Annotated in this window: 25 protein-coding genes; 19 read left to right on the top strand and 6 right to left on the bottom strand. The window is 44.0% G+C overall.

Annotation, left to right across the window (positions count from 1 at the left end; all coding sequences use genetic code 11):
- The first annotated feature begins 45 nt into the window (after positions 1–45).
- Entirely contained in the window at positions 46–759 is a 714-nt protein-coding gene (locus PR799_RS04290; RefSeq protein ID WP_272521334.1) for an NUDIX domain-containing protein, read from the top strand.
- A gap of 234 nt (positions 760–993) precedes the next feature.
- Here PR799_RS04290 and PR799_RS04295 read toward each other — a convergent pair whose 3' ends face one another.
- Genes PR799_RS04295 through PR799_RS17655 form a run of 4 tightly spaced genes read right to left on the bottom strand, consistent with a single transcriptional unit; the run spans position 994 to position 4,766 of the window.
- Positions 994–1,494 (bottom strand): protein disulfide oxidoreductase, encoded by a 501-nt coding sequence (locus PR799_RS04295; protein ID WP_272521335.1) that lies wholly within the window; start codon positions 1,492–1,494, stop codon positions 994–996.
- A 7-nt stretch (positions 1,495–1,501) separates the two neighbouring features.
- Entirely contained in the window at positions 1,502–2,230 is a 729-nt protein-coding gene (locus PR799_RS04300) for a DsbA family protein (protein WP_154604619.1), read from the bottom strand.
- Entirely contained in the window at positions 2,227–4,305 is a 2,079-nt protein-coding gene (locus tag PR799_RS04305) for a protein-disulfide reductase DsbD family protein (RefSeq protein ID WP_272521336.1), read from the bottom strand. The genes PR799_RS04300 and PR799_RS04305 overlap by 4 nt, the downstream gene beginning before the upstream one ends.
- Positions 4,306–4,352: 47 nt before the next feature.
- Positions 4,353–4,766, bottom strand: coding sequence for a metal resistance protein (locus PR799_RS17655; protein WP_442959387.1), 414 nt, complete (start codon positions 4,764–4,766; stop codon positions 4,353–4,355).
- Positions 4,767–5,286: 520 nt separating this feature from the next.
- Here PR799_RS17655 and PR799_RS04310 point away from each other — a divergent pair.
- The 17 genes from PR799_RS04310 to lipA all read left to right on the top strand — a co-directional run bounded on the left by PR799_RS04310 (position 5,287) and on the right by lipA (position 22,829).
- Positions 5,287–6,180, top strand: a complete 894-nt coding sequence (locus tag PR799_RS04310) for an amino acid ABC transporter substrate-binding protein (RefSeq protein ID WP_154628710.1) — start codon at positions 5,287–5,289, stop codon at positions 6,178–6,180.
- A gap of 114 nt (positions 6,181–6,294) precedes the next feature.
- Positions 6,295–7,035: an amino acid ABC transporter permease gene (locus PR799_RS04315; RefSeq protein ID WP_006662330.1), complete on the top strand. Its 741-nt coding sequence runs from the start codon at positions 6,295–6,297 to the stop codon at positions 7,033–7,035.
- A gap of 1 nt (position 7,036) precedes the next feature.
- Entirely contained in the window at positions 7,037–7,717 is a 681-nt protein-coding gene (gene gltK / locus PR799_RS04320; RefSeq protein WP_154628712.1) for a glutamate/aspartate ABC transporter permease GltK, read from the top strand.
- Positions 7,714–8,439: an amino acid ABC transporter ATP-binding protein gene (locus PR799_RS04325; protein ID WP_036947670.1), complete on the top strand. Its 726-nt coding sequence runs from the start codon at positions 7,714–7,716 to the stop codon at positions 8,437–8,439. Before gltK ends, PR799_RS04325 begins: the two co-directional genes overlap by 4 nt.
- 513 nt (positions 8,440–8,952) lie before the next feature.
- Entirely contained in the window at positions 8,953–11,535 is a 2,583-nt protein-coding gene (gene leuS / locus PR799_RS04330; protein WP_272521337.1) for a leucine--tRNA ligase, read from the top strand.
- A 12-nt stretch (positions 11,536–11,547) separates the two neighbouring features.
- Positions 11,548–12,087, top strand: coding sequence for an LPS assembly lipoprotein LptE (gene lptE, locus PR799_RS04335; RefSeq protein WP_272521338.1), 540 nt, complete (start codon positions 11,548–11,550; stop codon positions 12,085–12,087).
- Positions 12,087–13,121, top strand: a complete 1,035-nt coding sequence (gene holA / locus PR799_RS04340; RefSeq protein WP_154628713.1) for a DNA polymerase III subunit delta — start codon at positions 12,087–12,089, stop codon at positions 13,119–13,121. Before lptE ends, holA begins: the two co-directional genes overlap by 1 nt.
- A 61-nt stretch (positions 13,122–13,182) precedes the next feature.
- Positions 13,183–13,839 carry a nicotinate-nucleotide adenylyltransferase gene (nadD, locus tag PR799_RS04345; RefSeq protein WP_154628773.1) on the top strand — a complete coding sequence of 219 codons (657 nt, stop codon included), beginning with the start codon at positions 13,183–13,185 and terminating at the stop codon, positions 13,837–13,839.
- A gap of 351 nt (positions 13,840–14,190) precedes the next feature.
- Positions 14,191–14,517, top strand: a complete 327-nt coding sequence (gene rsfS / locus PR799_RS04350) for a ribosome silencing factor (protein ID WP_080675589.1) — start codon at positions 14,191–14,193, stop codon at positions 14,515–14,517.
- A gap of 2 nt (positions 14,518–14,519) precedes the next feature.
- Positions 14,520–14,990, top strand: coding sequence for a 23S rRNA (pseudouridine(1915)-N(3))-methyltransferase RlmH (rlmH, locus tag PR799_RS04355; RefSeq protein ID WP_006660942.1), 471 nt, complete (start codon positions 14,520–14,522; stop codon positions 14,988–14,990).
- Positions 14,991–15,022: 32 nt separating this feature from the next.
- Entirely contained in the window at positions 15,023–16,912 is a 1,890-nt protein-coding gene (mrdA, locus tag PR799_RS04360) for a peptidoglycan DD-transpeptidase MrdA (protein WP_272521339.1), read from the top strand.
- A 2-nt stretch (positions 16,913–16,914) separates the two neighbouring features.
- Positions 16,915–18,027 carry a peptidoglycan glycosyltransferase MrdB gene (mrdB, locus tag PR799_RS04365; protein WP_272521340.1) on the top strand — a complete coding sequence of 371 codons (1,113 nt, stop codon included), beginning with the start codon at positions 16,915–16,917 and terminating at the stop codon, positions 18,025–18,027.
- Positions 18,028–18,040: 13 nt separating this feature from the next.
- Complete coding sequence (rlpA, locus tag PR799_RS04370) at positions 18,041–19,018, top strand: endolytic peptidoglycan transglycosylase RlpA (protein WP_154628717.1); 978 nt, start codon at positions 18,041–18,043, stop codon at positions 19,016–19,018.
- Positions 19,019–19,209: 191 nt separating this feature from the next.
- Positions 19,210–20,439 carry a D-alanyl-D-alanine carboxypeptidase DacA gene (gene dacA, locus PR799_RS04375; protein ID WP_154628718.1) on the top strand — a complete coding sequence of 410 codons (1,230 nt, stop codon included), beginning with the start codon at positions 19,210–19,212 and terminating at the stop codon, positions 20,437–20,439.
- Between the two features lie 152 nt (positions 20,440–20,591).
- On the top strand, positions 20,592–20,855 hold the full coding sequence (ybeD, locus tag PR799_RS04380; protein WP_006662335.1) for a DUF493 family protein YbeD: 264 nt from the start codon (positions 20,592–20,594) through the stop codon (positions 20,853–20,855).
- A gap of 374 nt (positions 20,856–21,229) precedes the next feature.
- Positions 21,230–21,793, top strand: a complete 564-nt coding sequence (gene lipB / locus PR799_RS04385; protein ID WP_230086623.1) for a lipoyl(octanoyl) transferase LipB — start codon at positions 21,230–21,232, stop codon at positions 21,791–21,793.
- 70 nt (positions 21,794–21,863) lie between these two features.
- Positions 21,864–22,829 (top strand): lipoyl synthase, encoded by a 966-nt coding sequence (gene lipA / locus PR799_RS04390; protein WP_154604609.1) that lies wholly within the window; start codon positions 21,864–21,866, stop codon positions 22,827–22,829.
- 187 nt (positions 22,830–23,016) lie between these two features.
- On the opposite strand, the gene cspE is transcribed toward lipA, so the two are convergent.
- Positions 23,017–23,226 carry a transcription antiterminator/RNA stability regulator CspE gene (gene cspE / locus PR799_RS04395; RefSeq protein WP_006662336.1) on the bottom strand — a complete coding sequence of 70 codons (210 nt, stop codon included), beginning with the start codon at positions 23,224–23,226 and terminating at the stop codon, positions 23,017–23,019.
- Between the two features lie 216 nt (positions 23,227–23,442).
- Complete coding sequence (locus PR799_RS04400) at positions 23,443–23,901, bottom strand: methylated-DNA--[protein]-cysteine S-methyltransferase (RefSeq protein ID WP_154604608.1); 459 nt, start codon at positions 23,899–23,901, stop codon at positions 23,443–23,445.
- 297 nt (positions 23,902–24,198) lie between these two features.
- On the opposite strand from PR799_RS04400, the gene nrdH reads away from it, so the two are divergent.
- Complete coding sequence (gene nrdH, locus PR799_RS04405) at positions 24,199–24,426, top strand: glutaredoxin-like protein NrdH (protein ID WP_154628721.1); 228 nt, start codon at positions 24,199–24,201, stop codon at positions 24,424–24,426.
- Positions 24,427–24,437 lie beyond the last annotated feature (11 nt).

The raw sequence follows: 24,437 nt of genomic DNA on the forward strand, positions 1-24,437 counted from the left end.
ATGATTTAACGCAAGACTAAAAACAGGGGAAAGGATCTTAATCACATGACAGAAAAAGAGTTTTTATCGAATTATGATCGGAAAGATTATTTAACTCCTTTGCTCACGGTGGATACCGTATTATTCACTTATCATGAAAACACCTTAAAAGTGCTGCTTGTGGAACGCGCTAATTACCCGCAAAAAGGTCAATGGGGGTTACCGGGTGGGTTTGTTGATGAAAATTGTGATACCACGTTAGACGATACGGTATATCGCAAACTAAAAGAGAAAACGGGGGTTGTTCCTCCTTATATCGAGCAGTTATGTACTGTAGGAAATTCAGAGCGAGATCCTCGCGGCTGGTCCGTAACAGTCTGCTATACTGCACTTATTGCTCACCAAGCCTGCGAAGCGCACATTGAAAGTGTTCATTCCGTTAAATGGGTCTCCATCGAAGAAATTGAAGGCATGACACTGGCTTTCGATCACCGCCAGCTTTATTTACAAGCCCGCGAACGTTTACGCCAGAAATCCCTTTATTCCATTGTGCCGGGATTTGCGCTACCGGAAGTATTCACCTTAGCCGAGCTGCAACATGTTCATGAAGTTTTAATCGGCAAAGCCATACAGAATAAATCCTTCCGCCGCCGTTTAGAGCAAGCTGATTTACTGATTGATACAGGGGAAAAACGCCAAGAACGCGGACGTCCAGCCAATCTTTATCGCTTAAAATCACAATCAGCTGACTATCGGTTTATTCGTAATCTCGAATTTTGATGAGAGAGTTTAAGATTAGATTTTGATAAGAAAAATGCCCTTGATAATCCTACCAAGGGCATCAGACTGCTGACAAACCGGCTAGGTTTGGTGGCAGGTTGAATAGGTTTTGAAAATAACTAGGAAAATCAATTCATTGATTTTCGCCTGATAACACAAAGCAGGAAAAACGACGCTTTTATCCTGCTTTGTCAACAACCTCATGCCCTTGATGCTGATACCAAGGGCATTTCATTAAAACGAAGCTAGCCATAAACGGCTTTTCAGCCCCAGATAACTCGTCCAGCCAGAAGTAAAACTCACCATTTCACCTTTATCGATAATCATAAAGGTCGGTGTTGCTGTCACGCCAACCTGTGCAGCCAACTGACCATTGGTATCATTCACTACAGGAAAATCTAATTCCTTTTTTTCCATTCCGGCTAACAGTCGAGAAGATTCCCCCGAACGCAGTGCTATCGTCACCACCGGAACTCCTGATTTCGCTAAATCAGAAACGGTTGGCGATGTGAAGCGGCAAACACCGCACCATGTTGCCCAGAAATAGACTAAAACTGGCTGTTTTTGGCTGAGTTCAGCGATAGAAACCACCTCACCCGTTGCAAGGGTGAGTGGTTCTAACAATACGGGGGCAAGGCTTTGCGGCTTACGCCAAAAGTCCATCACCGTAAAAGCGATCACCAAAATCACCGCTAATACGAGAAGCTCTTTCGACCACTTTTTGAGTCTCCCCATCACGCCATTATTTCGCTTTGCTGAGCTGTTCTTTCACGATGCGTTCAAATTCTTGTGCATCTACAGCGCCTGGGATCATTTCATCACCCACTAACGTTGCCGGTGTGCCGTTCACACCCAGCATATTAGCTAGCTCAAGGTTTTTACGGATAGCCGCACGGCTCTTATCACTCGCTTTTAACTTACCATTACCGGTTGCCTGTAGCGCTTCTTTGATATTCGAATCCGACAGCATGCCCTGTTTCGCCATCAGTTTTTGGTGCAATGCTAAGAACGCTTTTGGATTTTCTTGCCATAAAGTCATCGCTAATTGCGAAGATTCCAGCGAGGTTTCCCCTTTAAATGGCAGGTACTTGATGACAACTGCAACATCCGGGTTTTTCTTCACAATATCTTCTAACAGTGGGTCAAAACGTTTGCAGTATGGGCAGTTAAAGTCAGTAAAGTTTACCAAGACTAATTTTGCGTCTTTCGAGCCAATACGTGGGCTAGTCGGGTCATTAAACAGGGCATCATGCTGATCTTTTAATACCTGTTTCATTTGCGCTTGCTGTTTCTCGCCTTGCTTCGCTTGTAAAGCCACAATCGCTTCTTCAAGGATCTCTGGATTCTCAACTAATGTATCGCGTACCAACTTACGGACTTGTGCTTCTTGGTCAGCAGTCAGTGGCGCTGCATGTGCTGTGGCCCCTAATACTAGTGAGGAAAATAAAACAGCTAATATCGTCTTTTTCATTTTTCGGCTCCTTTGGCCTCAGTCATAATTGATAATAAAGTTTCACGATCAAGTATTGTTGACAGTATTTTCCCCTCTGTCAGATTAGGGCCATAAATCTGGTTAAACGGCACGGCTACTTGTCCTCGACGTTGCAAAAATGCCGATATTTCCGGTGACGGTTTTGTCCAATCACCCCGTAGCGCGACGACATCCGGTTCACTCAGTAAGTGCTGAATTTCATCATTAAGTAGGACGTTATATTTATTCGCCTTACACGTCACACACCAGTCTGCGGTCACATCAATAAACACACGTTTATTATCTGCCAGCGCTTGTGTGATTGCGTCTTCAGACAGTGTTTGCCATTGAACCTTATCGGAAGCTAGCGTTTGGTGACCTTGTTGTTGGTCTATCGCCATCCAAGCAAACCCAGCACCCAATGCCGAGAATAATAGGAATGGGAAAATTGCCGCACGTATGCCTCGGTTCTTAAGAATAAATAACACTAAGATTAATAAAAACAGTACGGCGATAACGGTGGCGGTCATTGCACCAAAATGGGGAATTAATAAGCTGATTAACCATAAGCAGGAAATCAACATCATTAAGCCCAATACAGCGCGCAATTTCAGCATCCACGTTCCCGGCTTCGGCAACGCTTTCGCAATGACAGGGAACGCTGCAATCAATAGCCACGGAAGGCTCATTCCGATACCTAATGCCGTGAAAATCAGCCACAACTCTGACATTGGTGCCGCCAGTGCGAAGGCGACAGCCGTGCCCAAAAAGGGTGCAGAACACGGTGTTGCTAAGAGTGTCGCGAAGACCCCTTGCCAGAAATGCCCACTATTACCCTGTCCACCAGCAGTGGCTAAGCGCGTATTCGCTTTGCTGCCTAGGTTAATTTCAAACAACCCAAATAAATTCGCGGTAAACAGCGCCGTAATCAGCACCATAAAGCCGATAAACCACGGGCTTTGAAACTGAATTCCCCAACCAACAACCTGCTGACCCCATCGCAAGAATGTCATCAACAAGGCTAATAACCAGAATGAGACCAAGATCCCCGATGAAGAGAGCAAGAATTGCCGACGAATGGTATTTTGTTCACCTTGAGGAACCAATAAGACAGAGCCGAGTTTCATCGCCAGTACAGGCAAGACACACGGCATTAAGTTCAGGATCAGACCGCCAAGTAGCGCAAATAGAACTATCTGCCATAAACCCAGCGCGTGTCCACTGTCATCCCCAGATGCAGAACCGGTATAAGGCACGACATTGCCATGAATTTGCTGAGATAAATCACCGTCCGCTACGACAAATGAAACCGTTTTACCAACAAGATTAGGCGCTTCGCCGCCCCAGTCATCGCTAACATCAATGGTGGCGGTTAATTTGTTGCCAGAATATTTTAGGGATGGAACCCCAAGGCTCGCGCCATCCACAACATCGGTAAACAGATGTGGGTCAATCCACGTATTATCGGCGGCTTTTTGCAACTCTACCGTTAATTTATTGCCAGCAAAGCCAAATTGCGCCTGTTCAACAAGCCCACTAGCCGCAGGCACGCTGCCTTTTGCTTGATTAAATGCCCAGCTAAAATCCGCAGGAACCGGTTCAGTGAGATCTAATTCAAATGGATAGTCAGTTAAAATACAAACATTGCTGCACGTAGATAATGTCAGTGTGCCTGATAATTTATCAAGATGCTCACTGCTGGTGACTGTAATAGGGAAAACCACGTCTCCCATATAACCTTGTGTAGACACGCCAGCGACATCAAAGCGCCCCGGCGTTGGCCATAGCCACTCCACAGTTTTGACGGGTGAAGACCAGCTTATTTCCGGTGCAACGCCCCCTTCTCCCGGTGAGCGCCAATAGGTCTTCCAGCCATCATCGAGTTTTACATCCAGTAAAATATCGACCTTGCCCTCTTTTTGTGCAGAGCTCAGCAAGCGAACCTGTACATGGCTCGGTGTGTTTGCGGTCATAAAACCCGTGTTTGCAGGTTGCAACCAGCCTGTATCCGCAGCCTGTAAGCTGCTAGAAAATACAGTGAATAAAACAATTAACGCATTAATAAAAAAACGCATGATCCCTCCAGAATAAATAACAGCGACGAACAATAAGCCGCGGCTTTCTAATCCCGAAGATTACAGAATTGTAGATGACGCCGAACGCCAGGTGGGGAATGGCTCTCTTCACGGTTTGCTCTATATATAAATAGCCTAGTGCAAAAGATAGCGAATGCCGCTAAAGAAAGAAATATAAAAAAGAGAGGCTCTATCACAGCAGGAACAAGAGTAAGGAGTGATTTGGAACTTAATTCACACGTTGAAAGTTTAACGGGCTTGCTATTTTGTTCATTTATATCAGAAAGATAATGCTCTGAGGAGAGCTGGATTTGATTCGCTACCGCAGACGCCTGTGTCGAAGTAGATGTCAACATTGAGGCGAATAGACGCTCCCCGACGGCTCTTTGATTCATACAAACCAACACCATCAGACAGGCAAACAGCACTAATCCTTTACCTAGCTTCATCGACCTCGTCATGTCTGTCTCAGATTATCTTCCTGAATTCACAATAATTAGCTAATTAAGTTAATAACAGGTTACATCTTACACAGGCAAATAAGCAACACAAGCACCATCATCTAACTTTACAAACAGTTCTCATCTATAAAATTCACTATTTTTTGCATTTTATCTGAAAAGCGGCACAGAACTTGCTACTTACTTAATAAATAGAAAACGAAACTATTTTGCACACTTTCGGTGCACGATAGTCGAGTTTCGGCAGTTTGTCTCTTTATTGGTGTCGCAGTTCACAACTGCCTAAATAATATGCGAGACAGCTCCCGAATTTAAAACAATTCGTTTTCAAAACTCATATTTTTTAATTACTTTTTAACAATAATAAAACATACAGCCGATGATCGTGTCATGATGAAAACCTCACGAAACATCTGCAAACACAACACCACAAAACCAAAATAAATCGAGTAATGTATCGTTAAAACACACACCTCGAAATATGGCGGATTGACACCGATGTTCTAAAGGAGCTGTAATTATGCGTATTAGCAAGCTTGTTTTAACAATGATGCTTTTGGGTGCAACCTGCGCAGTTCAAGCAGAAGAATTAAACGGTACTCTGAAAAAAATCAAAGATAACGGTGTGATTGTCGTGGGTCACCGCGAATCGTCAGTGCCATTTTCTTACTATGATAATAATCAGAAAGTTGTTGGCTACTCACAAGACTATTCCAACCTCATTGTTGATGCAGTGAAAAAGAAACTCAATATGCCTGATTTACAGGTGAAATTGATCCCTATCACCTCGCAAAACCGTATTCCATTACTGCAAAACGGCACATTTGATTTCGAATGTGGCTCCACAACAAATAACCTAGAGAGACAAAAACAAGCAGCCTTCTCTAATACTATTTTCGTGGTCGGAACTCGCCTGCTCGCGAAAAAAGACTCCGGTATCAAAGATTTTGCTGATTTGGCTGGCAAAAACGTGGTTGTAACCTCAGGTACAACGTCAGAAGTGATCCTGAATCAGTTAAATGATCAGAAAAACATGAAGATGCGCATTATCAGTGCTAAAGACCACGGTGACTCATTCCGTACTTTAGAATCTGGTCGTGCGGTTGCCTTTATGATGGATGATGCCCTATTAGCTGGTGAGCGCGCAAAAGCGAAACAACCGGATATCTGGGAAATCGTAGCAAAACCGCAAACTGAAGAAGCTTACGGCTGTATGCTGCGTAAAGATGACCCACAATTCAAAGCATTAGTTGATGAAACTATCTCAACTGCACAAAAATCTGGCGCAGCGGAAAAATCATTCGACCGCTGGTTTAATCAACCAATCCCACCGAAGAACCTGAATCTGAAGTTTACGTTATCTGATGAAATGAAAGCGCTGTTCAAATCACCAAACGATAAAGCATTAAACTAATAAAAAAGACAAACAGGGTGTTACTGAAGTAGGAGTCGCAAGGCGGTCGTTCCCGCCTTGCTTTCTCTTATTGCGGTATTCGGGACAATCAAATTGCCCACAGGAAGTCATATTATGTCAATTAATTGGAACTGGGGGATATTCCTTGAGAATGCCCCATTTGGGAATACCACCTATTTAGGGTGGCTAATATCTGGTTTAGAAGTCACTGTCACGCTATCCATCTGCGCTTGGATCATCGCCTTTCTAGTTGGCTCATTCTTCGGTATTTTACGCACAGTACCTAATCGCTTTTTAGCCTTTTTAGGGACTGCTTACGTTGAATTATTCCGTAACGTTCCGCTGATTGTTCAGTTCTTCACTTGGTATTTAGTGATCCCTGAACTGCTACCTCAATCCATCGGCGATTGGTTTAAAATGGAGTTAGATCCTAACTACCAGTTTTTCCTCTCTTCCATGCTATGCCTTGGCTTGTTTACGGCTGCGCGAATGACCGAGCAAGTTCGTGCTGCGATTCAATCTCTACCAAGAGGGCAACGTAATGCCGCGCTTGCGATGGGGCTAACTCTGCCACAAACCTATCGTTATGTGCTGCTCCCGAATGCTTATCGCGTCATTTTACCGCCGATGACTTCGGAAATGCTGAACTTGGTGAAAAACTCCGCTATCGCATCCACTATCGGGTTAGTGGATATGGCGGCTCAAGCAGGAAAATTACTCGATTACTCCGCCCATGCTTGGGAATCTTTCACAGCAATCACGCTCGCATATGTCGGTATCAACTTGATTATTATGCTGCTAATGAGCTTGCTTGAGCGCAAAGTGCGCTTACCCGGCACACTAGGAGGACGCTAAGATGGCTTATCAATTTGATTGGAGTTCCATTGAGCCAAGCATCCCATTCTTAGTGGATGGCTTTATTATCACAGCCAAAATTACGGCCGCTGCCATTGTGGTTGGGATTTTATGGGGAACCGTACTCGCCGTTATGCGTTTATCCAGCATTAAGCCACTGCGTTGGCTGGCGGCCTTTTACGTCAACACCTTCCGGTCAGTTCCATTAGTTATGGTACTGTTTTGGTTCTATTTAGTTGTGCCTAACATATTACAAAATGTTCTAGGCTTATCACCAAAAAATGATATTCGTTTAATATCCGCAGTGGTAGCCTTCTGTCTTTTTGAAGCGGCTTACTACTCTGAAATTATCCGTGCAGGTATTCAAAGTATCTCGAAAGGTCAGGCAAGCGCCTCCCTCGCTTTAGGTATGACCCAAATGCAAACCATGCGTTTAGTCGTATTACCGCAAGCGTTCAGAGCGATGGTGCCATTATTGCTGACCCAAGGTATTGTATTATTCCAAGATACCTCTTTAGTGTATGTTCTTGGGCTAACCGACTTCTTCAGAACCGCGACCAATATTGGTGAGCGTGACGGTACGCAAGTCGAAATGATACTCTTTGCGGGACTCATCTACTTTATTTTCAGTTTCGGCGCTTCAATGCTGGTGAATTATCTTAAGAAAAGGACTATTTCATGATTACCCTGAAAAATGTATCGAAATGGTATGGCCAATTTCAGGTGCTCACAGATTGCACAACTGAAGTCAAAAAAGGCGAAGTTGTGGTTGTATGCGGGCCGTCTGGTTCTGGTAAATCCACATTAATAAAAACAGTAAATGGGTTGGAGCCAATTCAACAGGGTGAAATTTTCGTTAACGATATCCAAGTTAATAGCAAAAAAACTGACCTTGCGAAGCTGCGCTCAAAAGTCGGCATGGTGTTCCAACACTTTGAACTGTTCCCTCACCTTTCCATTATTGAGAACCTAACATTAGCGCAAGTTAAAGTGTTAAATCGCGACAAAAAAGCCGCTGAAGCTAAAGGCTTAAAATTACTGGAGCGTGTGGGATTGGCGAGCCATGCCAATAAATTCCCTGCACAGCTCTCTGGTGGTCAACAGCAACGTGTCGCCATCGCTCGCGCGCTGTGTATGGATCCGATTGCCATGCTGTTTGATGAGCCAACTTCTGCCCTCGATCCAGAAATGATCAACGAAGTGCTGGATGTTATGGTGGAGTTAGCGAATGAAGGTATGACCATGATGGTGGTAACGCACGAAATGGGCTTTGCGAAAAAAGTGGCTAACCGCGTGATTTTTATGGATGAAGGGAAAATTATCGAAGACAGTAAAAAAGAGGATTTCTTCGCTAATCCGAAATCAGACCGCGCGAAAGATTTTCTGGCAAAAATCTTACATTAATCTCGTTTTAGGTTGCAGAAAGTCCGACAGGGCTTTTTGCAACTTCTCTCTCAGCTTTTCTTACCCACACAAAATTCACCTCGTTTTCTTAATTGGCACTTTTCCGCGCTTGAAATCTCTTAAAAAATTCTCTAACGTGTTCTAAGTTCAAACAAAACCTTGAACAAGGCAAATTCACCCTGAAATAGTTCAAGTTTTAGATAGTAAATTGAATTATGATAGGCGATACGCTTATTATTTTGTGCGCGCTCTTAGTTTCATCAACGTATGGCAATATCAACGTATCGCCAACCACTTTGTAGCACAAAATATAACAAACAGCTGAAACAGCAAGACCAAGTCCCTGTAAATTCATCTAATCGACGATTCATCGTTTTTTACAGACACAATGGCTTTCGGCATTGTTGTTTTCATGTGTGATCCGCTATGCTATGCGGATCCATTTTATAGAAAAGACATTCACCTGCTACAGACTAAACTGTAGCGATTATTCACCATAGGATTATCGGTGCCATGCAAGAACAATATCGTCCAGAAGATATAGAGCCTAAAGTACAGCGTCACTGGGATGAACACCAAACGTTCAAAGTGACAGAAGACAACAGCAAAGAGAAATACTACTGCCTGTCCATGCTACCTTACCCTTCTGGTCGACTACACATGGGCCACGTTCGTAACTACACCATTGGTGACGTGATCTCCCGCTACCAGCGTATGCTGGGTAAAAACGTTCTGCAACCAATTGGTTGGGATGCGTTTGGTCTGCCAGCTGAAGGGGCTGCTGTTAAAAATAACACTGCGCCTGCACCATGGACTTACGCCAATATCGATTACATGAAAGGTCAGCTGAAAATGCTGGGCTTCGGTTACGATTGGAACCGCGAAGTGACCACTTGTACGCCAGAATATTACCGTTGGGAACAGTGGTTCTTCACTAAGCTGTATGAAAAAGGCTTGGTCTACAAAAAAACCTCCGCAGTAAACTGGTGTCCACACGACTTAACCGTTCTCGCAAACGAACAAGTTATCGACGGCTGCTGCTGGCGCTGCGATAGCCAAGTTGAGCGTAAAGAGATCCCTCAGTGGTTTATTAAAATCACCGACTACGCTGAAGAGCTGCTCAATGACTTGGACAAACTGGAAGATTGGCCAGAACAAGTTAAAACCATGCAGCGCAACTGGATTGGTCGCTCAGAAGGTGTGGAAATCACGTTTGATGTTGCCGACCGTGCAGACAAATTAACCGTCTACACGACCCGCCCAGATACCTTTATGGGAGCAACCTATGTCGCGGTTGCAGCAGGTCACCCATTAGCGCAAGAAGCTGCCAAAGCGAATAGCGAATTAGCCGACTTTATCGATGAGTGCCGTAATACAAAAACTGCGGAAGCGGATATGGCAACCATGGAGAAAAAAGGTCTGGCAACAGGTCTGTATGTCGTTCATCCATTAACCCAAGAAAAATTACCAATTTGGGTCGCGAACTTTGTTCTGATGGAATACGGCACAGGCGCAGTGATGGCCGTTCCAGCTCACGACCAACGTGACTGGGAATTTGCTCATAAATACAATCTGCCAATCAAAGCAGTGATTGCAGATGCTGAAGGCAATACGCCTGACTTATCTCAAGAAGCGATGACTGAGAAAAATGCCCTGATCAACTCAGGTGAGTTTACTGGTTTAAGCAACGAAGCGGGCTTCAACGCGATCGCAGATAAACTGGTTTCGCTTGGTGCGGGTCAACGCAAAGTCAATTATCGCTTACGTGACTGGGGTGTTTCCCGTCAACGTTACTGGGGCGCGCCAATTCCAATGGCAACCTTAGAAGATGGTACCGTAGTTCCAGTTCCTGAAGACCAATTACCGGTTATTTTACCGGAAGATGTCACCATGAACGGCATCACTAGCCCGATTAAAGCGGATCCTGAGTGGGCAAAAACCACCATTAATGGTCAACCAGCGCTGCGTGAAACCGATACGTTCGATACCTTTATGGAATCATCTTGGTACTACGCACGTTACACTTGCCCACAATACGATGATGGTATGTTGAACCCAGAAGCAGCAAACTACTGGCTGCCAGTGGATCAATACATCGGCGGTATTGAACACGCCATCATGCACTTAATGTATTTCCGCTTCTTCCACAAATTAATGCGTGATGCAGGTCTGGTGAACTCTGATGAGCCAGCAAAACGTTTACTGTGCCAAGGTATGGTTCTGGCTGATGCCTTCTACTACACCGGTAGCGATGGTCATCGTGTATGGGTTTCTCCTGCGGATGCAATTGTTGAACGTGATGACAAAAACCGCATTACTAAAGCAGTAGACAGCGAAGGCCATGAACTGGTTTATACTGGTATGAGCAAGATGTCTAAATCTAAGAATAACGGTATCGACCCGCAATTAATGGTCGAAAAATACGGTGCTGATACCGTCCGTCTGTTCATGATGTTCGCCGCGCCACCAGAATTAACTCTGGAGTGGCAAGAGTCTAGCGTTGAAGGGGCTAACCGTTTCGTTCGTCGTGTATGGCGTTTAGTTCATGAACACGCACAAAAAGGTGCAACTCAGCCATTAGACATCAGCGCATTAACCGCAGAACAAAAAGATTTACGTCGCGACTTACATAAAACCATCGCGAAAGTGACTGATGATGTGGGTCGTCGTTACGCATTCAACACTGCTATCGCAGCGGTCATGGAATTTATGAACAAGTTAGTTCGTGCTCCGCAAGAAACTGAGCAAGACCGCGCTTTAGTTCAAGAATCTCTGGATGCTATCACGCTGATGTTGTCGCCAATCATTCCACACGCCTGTTTCGAAATGTGGAAAGCATTAGGTCACAATGACGATATCGATTTTGCAAACTGGCCTGTGGCTGATGAACAAGCCATGATCGACGATACCAAACTGGTTGTTGTTCAAGTTAACGGCAAAGTACGCGGTCGTATTACCGTTCCTGCCGATGCTAACCAAGAATTCGTTCTGGAAATGGCATCACAAGAAGGCAGCGTCGCGAAATACCTCGAAGGCGTTAGCATCCGTAAAGTCATTTACGTACCTGGTAAATTACTGAACTTAGTTGTTGGCTGATAAGGAGCCCAAGTGCGCTATCTGATAACTCTATTTCTCAGCCTGTCGGTGCTCGTCACCGCAGGTTGCGGTTTTCGTCTTCAAGGAACCACGCAACTTCCCGAAGAATTGAAAACATTACAGTTAAGTTCTGGCGACCCGTACAGTTACCAAACTCGTGTGGTTAGGGAACAGCTGCGACTCAATAACGTGACTCTGCTCGATTCTGGTCGCGCTGATGTGCCTATTTTGAAAATCGTAGGTTCAACAGAAAGCACCGATACCGTTTCGATTTATCAAGATGGTAAAGCGGCGGAGAAACAACTGACATTGGTCATGAAGGCGCAAGTGTTAATGCCGGATGGCGCGATTTATCCGCTGGAAACAAAAGTTGTGCGGACTTTCTTTGATAACCCGTTAGAAGCGCTCGCAAAAGATGCTGAGAACGAGATTGTGAAGCAAGAGATGCAACAACAAGCAGCACGTAACATCGTGCGCAAACTGCTTCTGGTTCACAGTGCTGAGTTAGAAAAAGCGAAAGCGCAAGCGGCTGAGAAACCTGTTGCCGAATAATGATACGCATTTATCCTGAACAGCTGGCCTCTTCGTTACAAGAGTCTCTAAGAGGCCGCTATCTCATTTGGGGCTCCGAGCCCCTTCTTATTCAAGAAAGCCAAGATGCTATTCGCCAAGTTGCACGCCAGCAAGGTTTTGAAGAGCATTTTACTTTCGCTTTAGAGCAAAATACGGATTGGGATGAAATTTTTAGTCTCTGCCAAGCGCTGAGTCTATTTGCCAGTCGCCAAATGCTCACCCTGTTCTTGCCTGAAAATGGCCCGAATGCCGCGATGGCAGACAAGCTAACGCAGCTTGCAGGTTTACTTCATTCCGATCTGCTATTAGTTCTACGCGGACATAAACTCACCAAAGCGCAAGAAAATAGTGCTTGGTTCAAAGCCATCAGCCAAGATGGTATCTATGTCAGTTGCCTAACCCCTGAATACCAACGTTTGCCGCAGTGGGTCTCTAAACGTGCTAGCCAAATGCGGCTCTCATTAGAAACTGAAGCAAACCAATTACTTTGCTATTGCTATGAAGGTAATTTATTGGGATTAGCGCAAGCGCTGGAGAGACTTTCCCTGCTCTATCCGGATGGAAAGCTCACTTACCCTCGTGTCGAAAGTGCGGTGAATGATTCCGCCCACTTTACGCCCTACCATTGGGTTGATGCGATCCTAGCGGGTAAGCCGCGCCGTTCATGGCATATCCTTGAACAGCTCAAGCAAGAAGATGTTGAACCTGTCATTTTACTGCGAGCTATCCAACGGGAATTAATGTTGCTGATCACGTTAAAACGTCAATCCGCTACCACCTCATTAAAAACGCTATTTGACCAACATAAAGTTTGGCAAAACCGTCGAGGATTGTTAGGCGAGGCACTGCAACGTTTGAGCTTACATCAATTACAATCTGCGTTAATGCTGCTCACCCAAGCTGAAATTCACACTAAGCAGGATTTTTCTCACTCTTCATGGCCGGATTTGCAATCTCTTTCCATGGTGTTATGCGGTAAAACCGATGCTGAACATTTTATTTTGCCGCGATAATAGCCAGTAGCTCAGTAAAACACAGATAAACAAGTCACCTGATATCAAATGGTAATGAATGATGAACGCTAAACCACAAGGTCTACAAGCGCTATTTGGGGGAACTTTTGACCCTATTCATTATGGGCATCTACGCCCTGTTGAAGCATTAGCTAATCAGGTGGGACTGCAAAAAGTGATTTTGCTGCCGAACCATGTTCCACCTCATCGACCTCAACCGGAAGCTAGCCCTACCCAGCGATTAGAAATGGTAAAACTGGCCATTCAAAATAATCCGCTGTTTACTGTTGATACGCGAGAACTCCAGCGAAACACCCCCTCTTTTACAATCGAAACGCTCAGTGAATTGCGTCAAGAGCTTGGTCAGAAACAGCCTCTTGCGTTCATTATTGGTCAAGATTCCCTATTATCCATTAATACCTGGCATGGCTGGACTCAGCTATTGGATAAATGCCATCTGCTGGTCTGTGCGAGACCGGGTTACGCCACACATTTTAGCGATCCTGACATGCAACAGTGGCTGCAACAGCATCAAGTACAAGACCCGCAAATATTGAGCCAAACGCCCTGTGGTTCGATTTTTATTGGTGACACACCACTGGTTAATATTTCAGCAACTGAAATACGTGAACAACTCAGCGAAGGTCAGGCTTGTGAGGATCTACTGCCTCGTGTGGTTTATCACTATATTCAACAGCAACATTTGTATCAAAAATAAGCAATTTTATTTCTATTAACCAAATAGGAATGTCAGCAAATAATTTATTCTCTTTTATTCACTTAATTTCGATTTAATTAATTGCACAACTCAGCGCTTATTCTAGAATATTGATACGCAAGAGATAGGGATATTTTATTTGTAAAGTTACGATAATTGTCTTGCCCAATGGATAAGATATCCCTATAAATTGCCCTCTTACGCCAATAAAAAATAATTTAGCCGATTTTTGTGAAAATCTGGGGTAAAATGGCGGCACTTTGCTAGGGGGATCCCCCTAGAAAGCACAATGATGAATAGTCTTTAACAAGAATAGTGTTTAACAAGAGATTCTCTCAATTTGAATGAAAGGTGAACCTTTTGCAAGGAACTGAACTCCAACAATTTATTATCGATCAACTTGAAGATGCGAAAGCTGAAGATATCATTTCGATCGATGTCCATGGGAAATCAAGTGTTACTGACCAAATGATTATCTGCACAGGGACGTCAACTCGTCACCTGATGTCTGTGGCTGATCGTTTAATTGATGCGTGCCGTAAAAATGGCTTAATGCCTCTCGGTGTTGAAGGCCAAGGCATTTCAGACTGGATTGTTGTCGACCTTGGTGATGCCATCGTCCATATCATGCAAGATGAAAGCCGCCGCATGTACGAACTTGAAAAGCTCTGGAGCTGAGTTTGAAATTACAACTCATCGCTGTCGGAACTAAAATGCCGGACTGGGTACAGACCGGCTTTATGGATTACCTTCACCGTTTTCCCAAAGATATGCCTTTCGAATTAACCGAAATCCCCGCAGGAAAACGTGGAAAAAATGCAGACATCAAACGCATTCTCGAAAAAGAAGGTGAATTGATGCTTGCCGCTGTCGGCAAAGGCAATCGTATCGTCACACTGGATATTCCAGGAGATCGTTGGGATACACCCAAATTAGCCGTACAGTTAGATAAGTGGAAACAAGATGGTCGTAATGTCAGTCTGTTAATTGGTGGGCCTGAAGGACTTGCTCCGGCATGTAAAGATGCCGCAGAACAAAGTTGGTCGCTATCACCACTAACACTACCCCATCCGCTAGTTCGCGTCCTTGTTGCCGAAAGTCTTTATCGGGCATGGAGTATTACGACTAATCACCCATATCATCGGGAATAGTTAGGAATTAATTTGTACACAATGGCAATGGGATGAAACAACAACGCACCCCTTTTCGCGACCATACCGCAGAATCAGTTTTGTTTATTCGCCGAGCATTAATTGCTTTCGGCGTCATTGTCATACTTACTTCAATCCTCGTGACCAATTTGTATCATCTACAAGTCGTCCGTCATGACGATTACCAAACACGCTCAAATGATAACCGCATTAAATTGGTGCCGATTGCGCCTAGCCGCGGCATTATTTATGATCGAAAAGGCACGCAATTAGCCCTCAATAGCACCTTTTATCAGCTAGAAATTGTTCCTGAAAAAGTCGATGACTTACAGGAAACACTCGACAAGCTACGGGATGTTGTTGACCTTACTGACGAAGATATCACCAACTTTGAAAAAGAGCGTAAACGCTCTCGCCGCTTTACCTCTATTGCGCTGAAAACGCAGCTAAATGAAGTTCAAGTTGCCCGCTTTGCCGTTAATCAATATCGCTTTCCCGGCTTAGAAGTGAAAAGTTACCAGCGTCGCTCATACCCGTATGGTTCCGCATTAACCCACGTTATCGGCTACGTCGCAAAAATTAACGATAAAGACGTCGAACGCCTTGATAAAGAAGGGTTATTACCAAACTACGCTGCCAGCCATGATATCGGTAAATTAGGTATTGAGCGTTACTATGAAGATGTTTTACATGGTAAAACGGGCTACGAAGAAGTTGAAGTGAATAGCCGTGGCCGAGTGATCCGCCAATTACACGAGCAGCCGCCACAAGCAGGTCGTGATATTTATTTAACTATCGACCTTGAATTACAAACTTATATTGAGAAAATCCTCACTACCAGCCGTGCTGCGGTTGTCGTCACAGACCCGCGTAATGGTGAGATCCTCGCCTTAGTTTCCACACCAAGTTACGATTCAAACTTGTTTGTGAACGGAATTTCCAACAAAGATTATCAAGACCTGTTAAATAACCCTAATAGACCGTTAATCAACCGAGCGACTCAGGGTTTATATCCACCCGCATCGACGGTGAAACCCTTTATCTCTGTCGCGGCATTAAGCGAAAAAGTAATTACGCCAAACACCACAATCTACGACCCAGGTTGGTGGCAACTCCCCGGCTCAGAAAAACGCTATCGTGACTGGAAACGCTGGGGACACGGTAAACTAAATGTGGTCAAATCTATCATTGAATCCGCGGATACCTTCTTCTACCAAGTCGCTTATGACATGGGGATTGACCGTCTTTCCGAATGGATGACCCGATTTGGTTACGGGGAATATACTGGTATTGACCTTTCCGAAGAGCGTCAAGGGATCATGCCAACCCGTGAATGGAAACAAAAACGCTATAAAAAGCCATGGTACCAAGGGGACACCATCCCAGTCGGGATTGGTCAAGGTTATTGGACATCAACACCAATCCAAATGTCTAAAGCACTGATGACGTTGATTAATGACGGAAAAGTCAAAACACCTCATTTGTTGTATGGAACCAAACTTGGTGATGCCATGGTGCCTTATGAAGACAAAGAAACTCGACAAATTGGCGATATCCATTCTGGATATTGGGAACTGGCCAAAACGGGTATGTACGGCGTAGCCAATGCGCCAAATGGTACCGGTAAGCGTAGTTTCGTTGGGACGCCTTATAAAGTGGCTGCAAAATCAGGAACGGCGCAGGTATTTAGTTATGAAACCTATAACGCCAGCAAATTAGCCGAGCACTTGCGTGACCATAAACTAATGATTGCTTATGCACCTTATGATAAACCCACTATTTCCGTTGCCATTATTTTAGAAAACGGGGGAGCAGGCCCTGCAGTTGGTGATATTGTTCGCCAAATCTTTGACCATGTCCTGTTAGGTGATAACAAAACCCAAGTCGAAAGTACGGGTGCCAGTGCAGAGGAAGATCGTTAATCATGACTGACGATAAGAGAAAATTATCACTATCAACACGTCTGCACATTGATGTGCCTATGTTATTAATCATCATCGCCTTACTCGCTTATAGCGCCTTCATCATGTGGAGCGCTAGCGGGTTAGATCCTGATATGATGGAGCGAAAACTAGGGCAAATTTTTTCCGGTTTTGTCGTGATGATCGTGATGGCGCAAATTCCACCTCGCATGTATGAAAGCCTCGCGCCACACCTGTTTATTTTCTGCGTGATTCTATTAGTCTTCGTTGATGTGTTTGGGCAAATCAGTAAAGGGGCTCAGCGCTGGTTAGATTTGGGCTTTGTACGATTCCAACCGTCAGAGATTGCGAAAATCGCAGTACCGCTCATGGTCGCTCGCTTTATGAACCGCGACTCATGCCCGCCATCCTTTAAAAATACCTGTATTGCTCTCGTGTTTATTTTTGTCCCAACATTACTGGTAGCGGCTCAACCCGATTTGGGTACCTCGATCCTTGTTGCTGCATCAGGGCTATTTGTCCTATTTTTAGCGGGAATGAGCTGGCGTTTAATTGCCGTTGCTGCCGTCGCCGTTGCCGCCTTTATTCCGATGCTCTGGTTCTTCTTAATGCATGACTATCAGAGAGCGCGAGTCATGATGCTACTTGACCCAGAAAGTGACCCGTTAGGTAAAGGCTATCACATCATCCAATCTAAAATTGCGATTGGTTCTGGCGGTTTAATGGGTAAAGGCTGGTTGGAAGGTACTCAGTCTCAGCTAGAATTTTTACCTGAACGTCACACCGACTTTATTTTCGCTGTATTAGCTGAAGAGCTTGGATTGATTGGTGTCTTGATCTTATTGGGTCTTTATATCCTATTGATTATTCGTGGGCTATACATTGCAGCAAATGCGCAAAACACCTTCGGACGAGTCATGGTCGGCGGATTAATCCTAATCCTATTTGTGTATGTGTTTGTTAATATTGGTATGGTGAGTGGTATTCTACCTGTCGTGGGAGTTCCCCTCCCCTTAGTGAGTTATGGGGGCTCAGCCTTAATTGTTTTAATGGCTGGATTCGGTATTATCATGTCTATCCATACCCACAGAAAATTTTTATCTAAGAGTTTATAAAATGAGGCTTAGTATGCGTTTACAATGGATTATGCTCGCCATGGCAACCACATTACTCAGTGGGTGTATTAACGAAAACGTTAAGCAGCAGCCAACAGTCCCCACCAATGTCCCTACACAAGATGTGTTGGGTGCTGAGCCACATTATGAGCCTTATCACCCAACGGCAAATAATGATTACCAGCGTAATGGCAAGCAATACCAAATTGTCCGTGAACCCGCGCAATTTTCCCAAGTGGGCTATGCTTCAATCTATGGTCAAGAAGCTTCCGGCCAATTGACTGCCATTGGTGAACGCGCTAACCCAGTAGAATTAACCGCGGCTCACCCTACACTACCTATTCCTAGTTATGCCCGTATCACCAACATGATGAACGGACGTATGATGGTAGTTCGCATTAATGATCGTGGTCCTTATACTCCCGGTAAAAGTATTGCCGTATCCCGTGCAGTCGCCGATCGTTTAAATCTGATGACGACCACAAAAATTAAAATTGATGCCATCCAAGTTGCTCCAGATGGAAGCTTATCTGGACCTGGAACTGTAGGTTCAAACTTTGTTAAACAAAGTTATGCCCTGCCGGATCGTCCACAATTAGGCTCCGGTCCATTAGGAACACCGGTGATGCAAGAATCCCCAGCGCCAAGTAATGCCTTACCTGTAAAACAGCCTGCGGAACCTATGCAACCAACGATGCCGGATATGAACATCAAGCAACCAGAACCTCAAGTTGCACCGAAAACAACGGCAACAGAATCCGTTCCTGAACGTGGTTTTTTAGTTCAAGCTGGTGCTATCAGTAGCAAAGCCAATGCACAGAGTATGTTGGATAACTTAAAAAATCAGTTTAACGTACCGGGTCGTCTACAGCCTTACAATGGCATCTACCGTGTTCAATTAGGGCCTTTTGCAACGAGACAACAAGCCGTAGAGATACAATCTCGTTTGCAGTCTGAGCGCAATCAACAATCCATGGTTGTTGCCCCTTAATCACTCAATGACCGAATAATTTACGTTGCTGGGGGAAATTATTGATAGCTCCCCCTGCAACTTAAAGTACAACGGGTATAAACTAACGTAAATTTATCTGCACAGCGCAAGAGCTTCTTTTATCTGCCTTCGAACTTTTGCTAAACTGCGCTTTCTTGTGTTAACCGAATGTTGGATGTAATGATACAACCATGAAAAATGTCTCCTCATCACGCAATGTCTTTCTGCCACAAATCGTGCGTCAGACTGCGCTGGCTTCTGCACTGATCGTTTCTACTGTCACTTTTGCAAATGCAAACGAAGCGTTTCCAAATACTTCAGTTCCTGCGGCTCCAGCTATCGATGCTGAAGCGTATATCTTGATTGATTACAATTCAGGTAAAGTGCTTGCCGAAAGTAATGCAGATCAGCGCCGCGACCCTGCTAGCTTGACCAAAATGATGACGAGCTATGTCATCGGCCAAGCCATTAAATCAGGTAAAATTGGCGCGAATGACATGGTCACCGTGGGTGATGATGCATGGGCGACAGGCAACCCAATTTTCAAAGGCTCTTCATTAATGTTCTTAAAGCCTGGGGATCGCGTGAGTGTCTCTCAGCTAACCCGTGGTATTAACTTACAATCCGGTAATGATGCCTGTGTTGCTATGGCTGACTATGTCGCGGGGGACCAAGCTAACTTTGTTAACTTGATGAACACCTACGTGAATAAACTGGGCCTGCAAAATACGCACTTCCAAACCGTTCATGGTCTCGATGCAGAGGGTCAATACAGCTCTGCTCGTGATATGGCGTTGATTGGGCAAGCGCTGATCCGTGATGTGCCGGAAGAGTACGAAATTTATAAAGAAAAAGAATTCACATTTAACAATATCCGCCAAACTAACCGTAATGGTCTGTTATGGGATAAGAGCCTTGCGGTTGATGGGATCAAAACGGGTCACACTGATGCAGCAGGTTATAACTTAGTTGCCTCCGCAAAAGATGGCGATATGCGTCTTATTTCCGTCGTTATGGGTGGAAAGAGCAGCAAAGGTCGTGATGCAGAAAGCAAAAAATTACTGACTTACGGCTTCCGCTTCTATGAAACAGTGAAACCACTGCAAGCTGGCGTCGAATTTGCCACTGCCCCAGTTTGGTTTGGCGATGACAGCGAAATTAAACTAGGTGTGGTTGAAGACCTGTACCTCACGATCCCTCGCGGTCGTTTAAAAGACTTAAAAGCAAGCTACGAATTAACTACCACTGAAATCGAAGCGCCACTGAAAAAAGGCCAGCAAGTGGGAACGATTAGCTTCCAATTAGACGGTAAAACCATCGAACAGCGTCCTTTAGCGGTATTAAAAGATGTTGAAGAAGGTGGTTTCTTCAGCCGTTTAATCGACTACATCAAACTATTATTCCATCGTTGGTTTGGTTAATACTTGAAATTGAAATCAGTTAACCCCATATAGTTTGTATCTGAAAGCCTGTAGTGAAATACAAACCCTGATGGGGAATGAATTGGCTGGCGAAATCTATTTTCTTCCAGCCAATTTTTATGCAGGCGCTAATCAATATTTTAGGAGTGCCCATGAAAACGAAATTAGGTGAACTGCTTGAGTTCCCATGTCCATTGACCTACAAAGTGATGGGCCTAGCGCAGCCAGAATTAGTTGACCAAGTCATTGAAGTGGTTCAACGCCATGCTCCAGGTGATTATGCACCAGACGTTAAACCGAGCAGCAAAGGCAACTACCATTCTGTATCTATTACGATTAACGCTACTCATATTGAGCAAGTTGAAACGCTCTATACTGAGTTAGGCGCATTAGAGTTAGTGAAAGTTGTGCTGTAATTAGCAACAAAAAAACCGAGCCACCGGCTCGGTAAGTTAATGACAAAGAGGGATAAAAGCGTGGTTTTTCCCTCTTTGTGTTATCAGGCGAAAATCAATAAATTGATTTTCCTTGTTAGTTTTACAACCCAAAAGAGCCATTTCCAAACCTGATGGGTTTGTCAATGGTCTGTCCGAGCCTCCGGCTCGGTTTTTTATTATCCGCAATATCAGCTAAAAAATAACAAGTTAATAACAAGACAAACTGGTGGTAACGCGTTCACAGCGTTATACTGCCATTCATCTTTACAGCCTGTGGACACCGAATTTTGTCGAAGAATAGCATCATCATCCGCGACTTAGGTCTGGCTCCCTACGAGAGCACATCTGAGGCAATGCACCAATTTACTGAATCCCGCACCCCTGATACCTGCGACGAAATTTGGCTGGTTCAGCACCCTTCTGTATTTACCCAAGGGCAAGCTGGCAAAGCCGAACACCTTCTCGCGCCAGGAAATATCCCTGTTATCCAAAGCGATCGCGGTGGACAAGTGACTTACCATGGTCCCGGTCAGCAAGTCATGTATGTGATGATAGATCTAAAACGTAGCCACATTGGTGTCCGTGAGCTTGTTAGCGCCCTAGAAAATTGCGTGGTCAATACCCTCGCCCATTTTAATATTAGTGCGTATCCGCGCCCTGATGCACCCGGCGTTTATGTCAACGGAGACAAAATTTGCTCCCTTGGCTTACGTATTCGAAAAGGCTGTTCATTCCATGGATTGGCGCTGAATGTGGATATGGATCTCGAGCCTTTTAATCGCATTAACCCTTGTGGTTATAGTGAATTGAAAATGACACAAGTGAGAGCACTGTCGCCAAACATTACATTAAACGATGTTCAGCCAGTGCTTATTAGTCAGTTCTGTGACACACTTGGATTTCATATTGTTCAATAATAATGCTATAATTTTTTAACATTTTTCAAAAAAATTTTAATGGCAAACAGATAACTGGAACCGGCACATTATGAGTAAACCAATTCAGATCGAGCGTGGAATTAAATACCGTGACGCCGATAAAATGGCACTGATCCCTGTTAAAAACGTGGTGACGGAACGTGAAGAAATTCTACGTAAACCTGACTGGATGAAAATCAGATTGCCAGCTGATTCTACGCGAATTCAAGGCATTAAAGCCGCAATGCGTAAAAATGGCCTGCACTCAGTCTGCGAAGAAGCTTCCTGTCCTAACCTCTCTGAATGTTTTAATCACGGAACCGCCACCTTTATGATCTTAGGTGCGATCTGTACTCGCCGTTGTCCATTCTGTGACGTTGCCCATGGTCGACCAAATGCCCCTGATGCGAATGAACCAGTAAAATTAGCGCAAACCATCAAAGATATGGCACTGCGATATGTGGTTATTACCTCCGTTGACCGTGATGATTTACGTGATGGCGGTGCTCAGCACTTCGCTGACTGTATCAGTGCCATTCGAGAAAAAAGCCCGACCATTAAAATTGAAACTCTCGTCCCTGACTTCCGAGGACGTATGGATCGCGCATTAGAAATTCTCACCGCGACACCACCGGATGTGTTTAACCACAACCTTGAAAACGTACCGCGTATTTACCGCCAAGTTCGCCCGGGTGCTAACTACGAATGGTCTCTGAAATTATTGGAAAAATTCAAAGAAGCGCACCCTGAAATCCCAACAAAATCCGGCCTAATGGTGGGCTTAGGGGAAACCAATGAAGAGATCATTGAAGTGATGCGTGATCTGCGTCGTCATGGCGTAACTATGTTAACGTTGGGGCAATACTTGCAGCCAAGCCGCCACCATTTACCCGTTAAACGCTATGTAAGCCCTGCTGAGTTCGATGAAATGAAAGAGGCAGCGATGGATATGGGCTTCACTCACGCAGCCTGTGGCCCGTTTGTGCGCTCTTCCTATCATGCCGATCTACAAGCAAAAGGCGAAGAAGTTAAATAATATTAATCTTTTCGTCAAAATAGTGATTAAAAGAAACCCCAATTGTGAATGACTACACATTGGGGTTTTTTATTAGTTACCTAATTTATCACCAATAAAAAATATCATTAGGTCAATTTTAACCATAAAAAAACTCGCGCTAGCAAAGCTAGTGCGAGTTCAGTGCTGTTCGTTTCTAAGTATTTAATTACAAAGAGACAACGTTAGCAGCTGATGGACCTTTCGCGCCTTCAGTGATTTCAAATTCAACTTTTTGACCTTCTGCTAAGGTTTTGAAACCGTCGCCAGAAATTGCAGAGAAGTGAACAAAAACATCTTTGCTACCATCTTCTGGAGTGATAAAACCAAAACCTTTGGACTCATTGAACCACTTAACGTTACCTTTAACTTTAGACATCAAATATTACCTTTAAAATAAAATAGACACACCATCTGTATCAAGCTCAGTACATCAAATATATAACTGGCTTGTCTACAACCTAGATCACGAAAATTGATTTAAATGATAAAAAAATATTATTTATCCACCTTTTTCGCCCAGAAAACGGGGATAATTCTTAATAATAGTAATTAATGCAAAGGTAAGTATTACTCATGGTTAATTTTTTAGCGTTTACTTCTCATGAATAAGTAACCAATCTTTAATATCCAATCCTCCCGTGTAACCCACCAGCTTTCCGTCATGTCCTAAAACACGATGGCAAGGCACAATCAAAGATATAGGATTACGAGAATTGGCCATACCGACTGCTCGACAATAGTTAACCGAGCCCAGTTTTAAGGCGAGATCTTTATAACTCCAGCGCTCACCATAAGGAATTTCGCACAAATGCTTCCAGACTTTTTTCTGAAATTCAGTACCTTGTGGATTCAATTTAACCGAAAACACTTTCCGCTTATGATTAAAATATTCTTTTAGTTCTTTCGCACACTGCTTTGAGAATTCGTTTTTCGACTCCTTCTCCGTTTTTTCATCAACAAAATAGATACTCGTCACACCTTCATCATCAGCCGTAATATGGATCCACGGTTTCGGAAAGTTTTCTGGGGCTACTAAATATTGATGGTACATAACATCTCCTCAAAAGTATTCATTTACCTGATTGTATATACAGTTATAAGGTAAATTATTTCTACTTTGCAATGATATTTTTTCTCAGTGTAGCTAACTGAATCATCTCCCCCTGAATTTTTTTATTTCCAATGTTAATAACAGCATAGACAATAATTTGAATGATTATCATTCAAATAAAGAAATCACTATATATTGTATGGTTGAAATATTTTTTATCTATATATAGGATTCAATCATCTTCAACACACCACCATTACGTAACTACCACGTTCTGAAAATGTTAAGGTGAAAAAAATGACTGAGATTACCATTTATAGTAAGCCCAACTGCGTTCAATGTAATGCCACCTACCAAGCGTTTGAACGCAAGCAATTATCGTACACCATTATCGATCTTTCTGAAGACAACCAAGCCATTGAGTTCATAAGAAAACTAGGATATCAGCAGCTTCCTGTCGTCATTGTAGGAGAGCAGCATTGGTCTGGCTTCCGCCCCGATAAAATCAATTCATTGATTGAGTAAGTGAGGTTGAA

This window comes from Providencia sp. PROV202 (genome assembly GCF_028479565.1).
In the GTDB taxonomy this organism is placed as follows: Bacteria; Pseudomonadota; Gammaproteobacteria; order Enterobacterales; family Enterobacteriaceae; genus Providencia; species Providencia zhijiangensis.

Coding starts and splice junctions, on each gene's coding strand:
- PR799_RS17655 (WP_442959387.1), bottom strand. CDS start 4,766: ATGACGAGGTCGATGAAGCTAGGTAAAGGATTAGTGCTGTTTGCCTGT.
- gltK (WP_154628712.1), top strand. CDS start 7,037: ATGGCTTATCAATTTGATTGGAGTTCCATTGAGCCAAGCATCCCATTC.
- cspE (WP_006662336.1), bottom strand. CDS start 23,226: ATGTCTAAAGTTAAAGGTAACGTTAAGTGGTTCAATGAGTCCAAAGGT.
- PR799_RS04310 (WP_154628710.1), top strand. CDS start 5,287: ATGCGTATTAGCAAGCTTGTTTTAACAATGATGCTTTTGGGTGCAACC.
- PR799_RS04400 (WP_154604608.1), bottom strand. CDS start 23,901: ATGTACCATCAATATTTAGTAGCCCCAGAAAACTTTCCGAAACCGTGG.
- PR799_RS04295 (WP_272521335.1), bottom strand. CDS start 1,494: ATGGGGAGACTCAAAAAGTGGTCGAAAGAGCTTCTCGTATTAGCGGTG.
- PR799_RS04325 (WP_036947670.1), top strand. CDS start 7,714: ATGATTACCCTGAAAAATGTATCGAAATGGTATGGCCAATTTCAGGTG.
- leuS (WP_272521337.1), top strand. CDS start 8,953: ATGCAAGAACAATATCGTCCAGAAGATATAGAGCCTAAAGTACAGCGT.
- PR799_RS04315 (WP_006662330.1), top strand. CDS start 6,295: ATGTCAATTAATTGGAACTGGGGGATATTCCTTGAGAATGCCCCATTT.
- PR799_RS04290 (WP_272521334.1), top strand. CDS start 46: ATGACAGAAAAAGAGTTTTTATCGAATTATGATCGGAAAGATTATTTA.
- rlpA (WP_154628717.1), top strand. CDS start 18,041: ATGCGTTTACAATGGATTATGCTCGCCATGGCAACCACATTACTCAGT.
- lipA (WP_154604609.1), top strand. CDS start 21,864: ATGAGTAAACCAATTCAGATCGAGCGTGGAATTAAATACCGTGACGCC.
- nrdH (WP_154628721.1), top strand. CDS start 24,199: ATGACTGAGATTACCATTTATAGTAAGCCCAACTGCGTTCAATGTAAT.
- mrdB (WP_272521340.1), top strand. CDS start 16,915: ATGACTGACGATAAGAGAAAATTATCACTATCAACACGTCTGCACATT.
- dacA (WP_154628718.1), top strand. CDS start 19,210: ATGAAAAATGTCTCCTCATCACGCAATGTCTTTCTGCCACAAATCGTG.
- lipB (WP_230086623.1), top strand. CDS start 21,230: ATGCACCAATTTACTGAATCCCGCACCCCTGATACCTGCGACGAAATT.
- mrdA (WP_272521339.1), top strand. CDS start 15,023: ATGAAACAACAACGCACCCCTTTTCGCGACCATACCGCAGAATCAGTT.
- PR799_RS04300 (WP_154604619.1), bottom strand. CDS start 2,230: ATGAAAAAGACGATATTAGCTGTTTTATTTTCCTCACTAGTATTAGGG.
- ybeD (WP_006662335.1), top strand. CDS start 20,592: ATGAAAACGAAATTAGGTGAACTGCTTGAGTTCCCATGTCCATTGACC.
- nadD (WP_154628773.1), top strand. CDS start 13,183: ATGAACGCTAAACCACAAGGTCTACAAGCGCTATTTGGGGGAACTTTT.
- holA (WP_154628713.1), top strand. CDS start 12,087: ATGATACGCATTTATCCTGAACAGCTGGCCTCTTCGTTACAAGAGTCT.
- PR799_RS04305 (WP_272521336.1), bottom strand. CDS start 4,305: ATGCGTTTTTTTATTAATGCGTTAATTGTTTTATTCACTGTATTTTCT.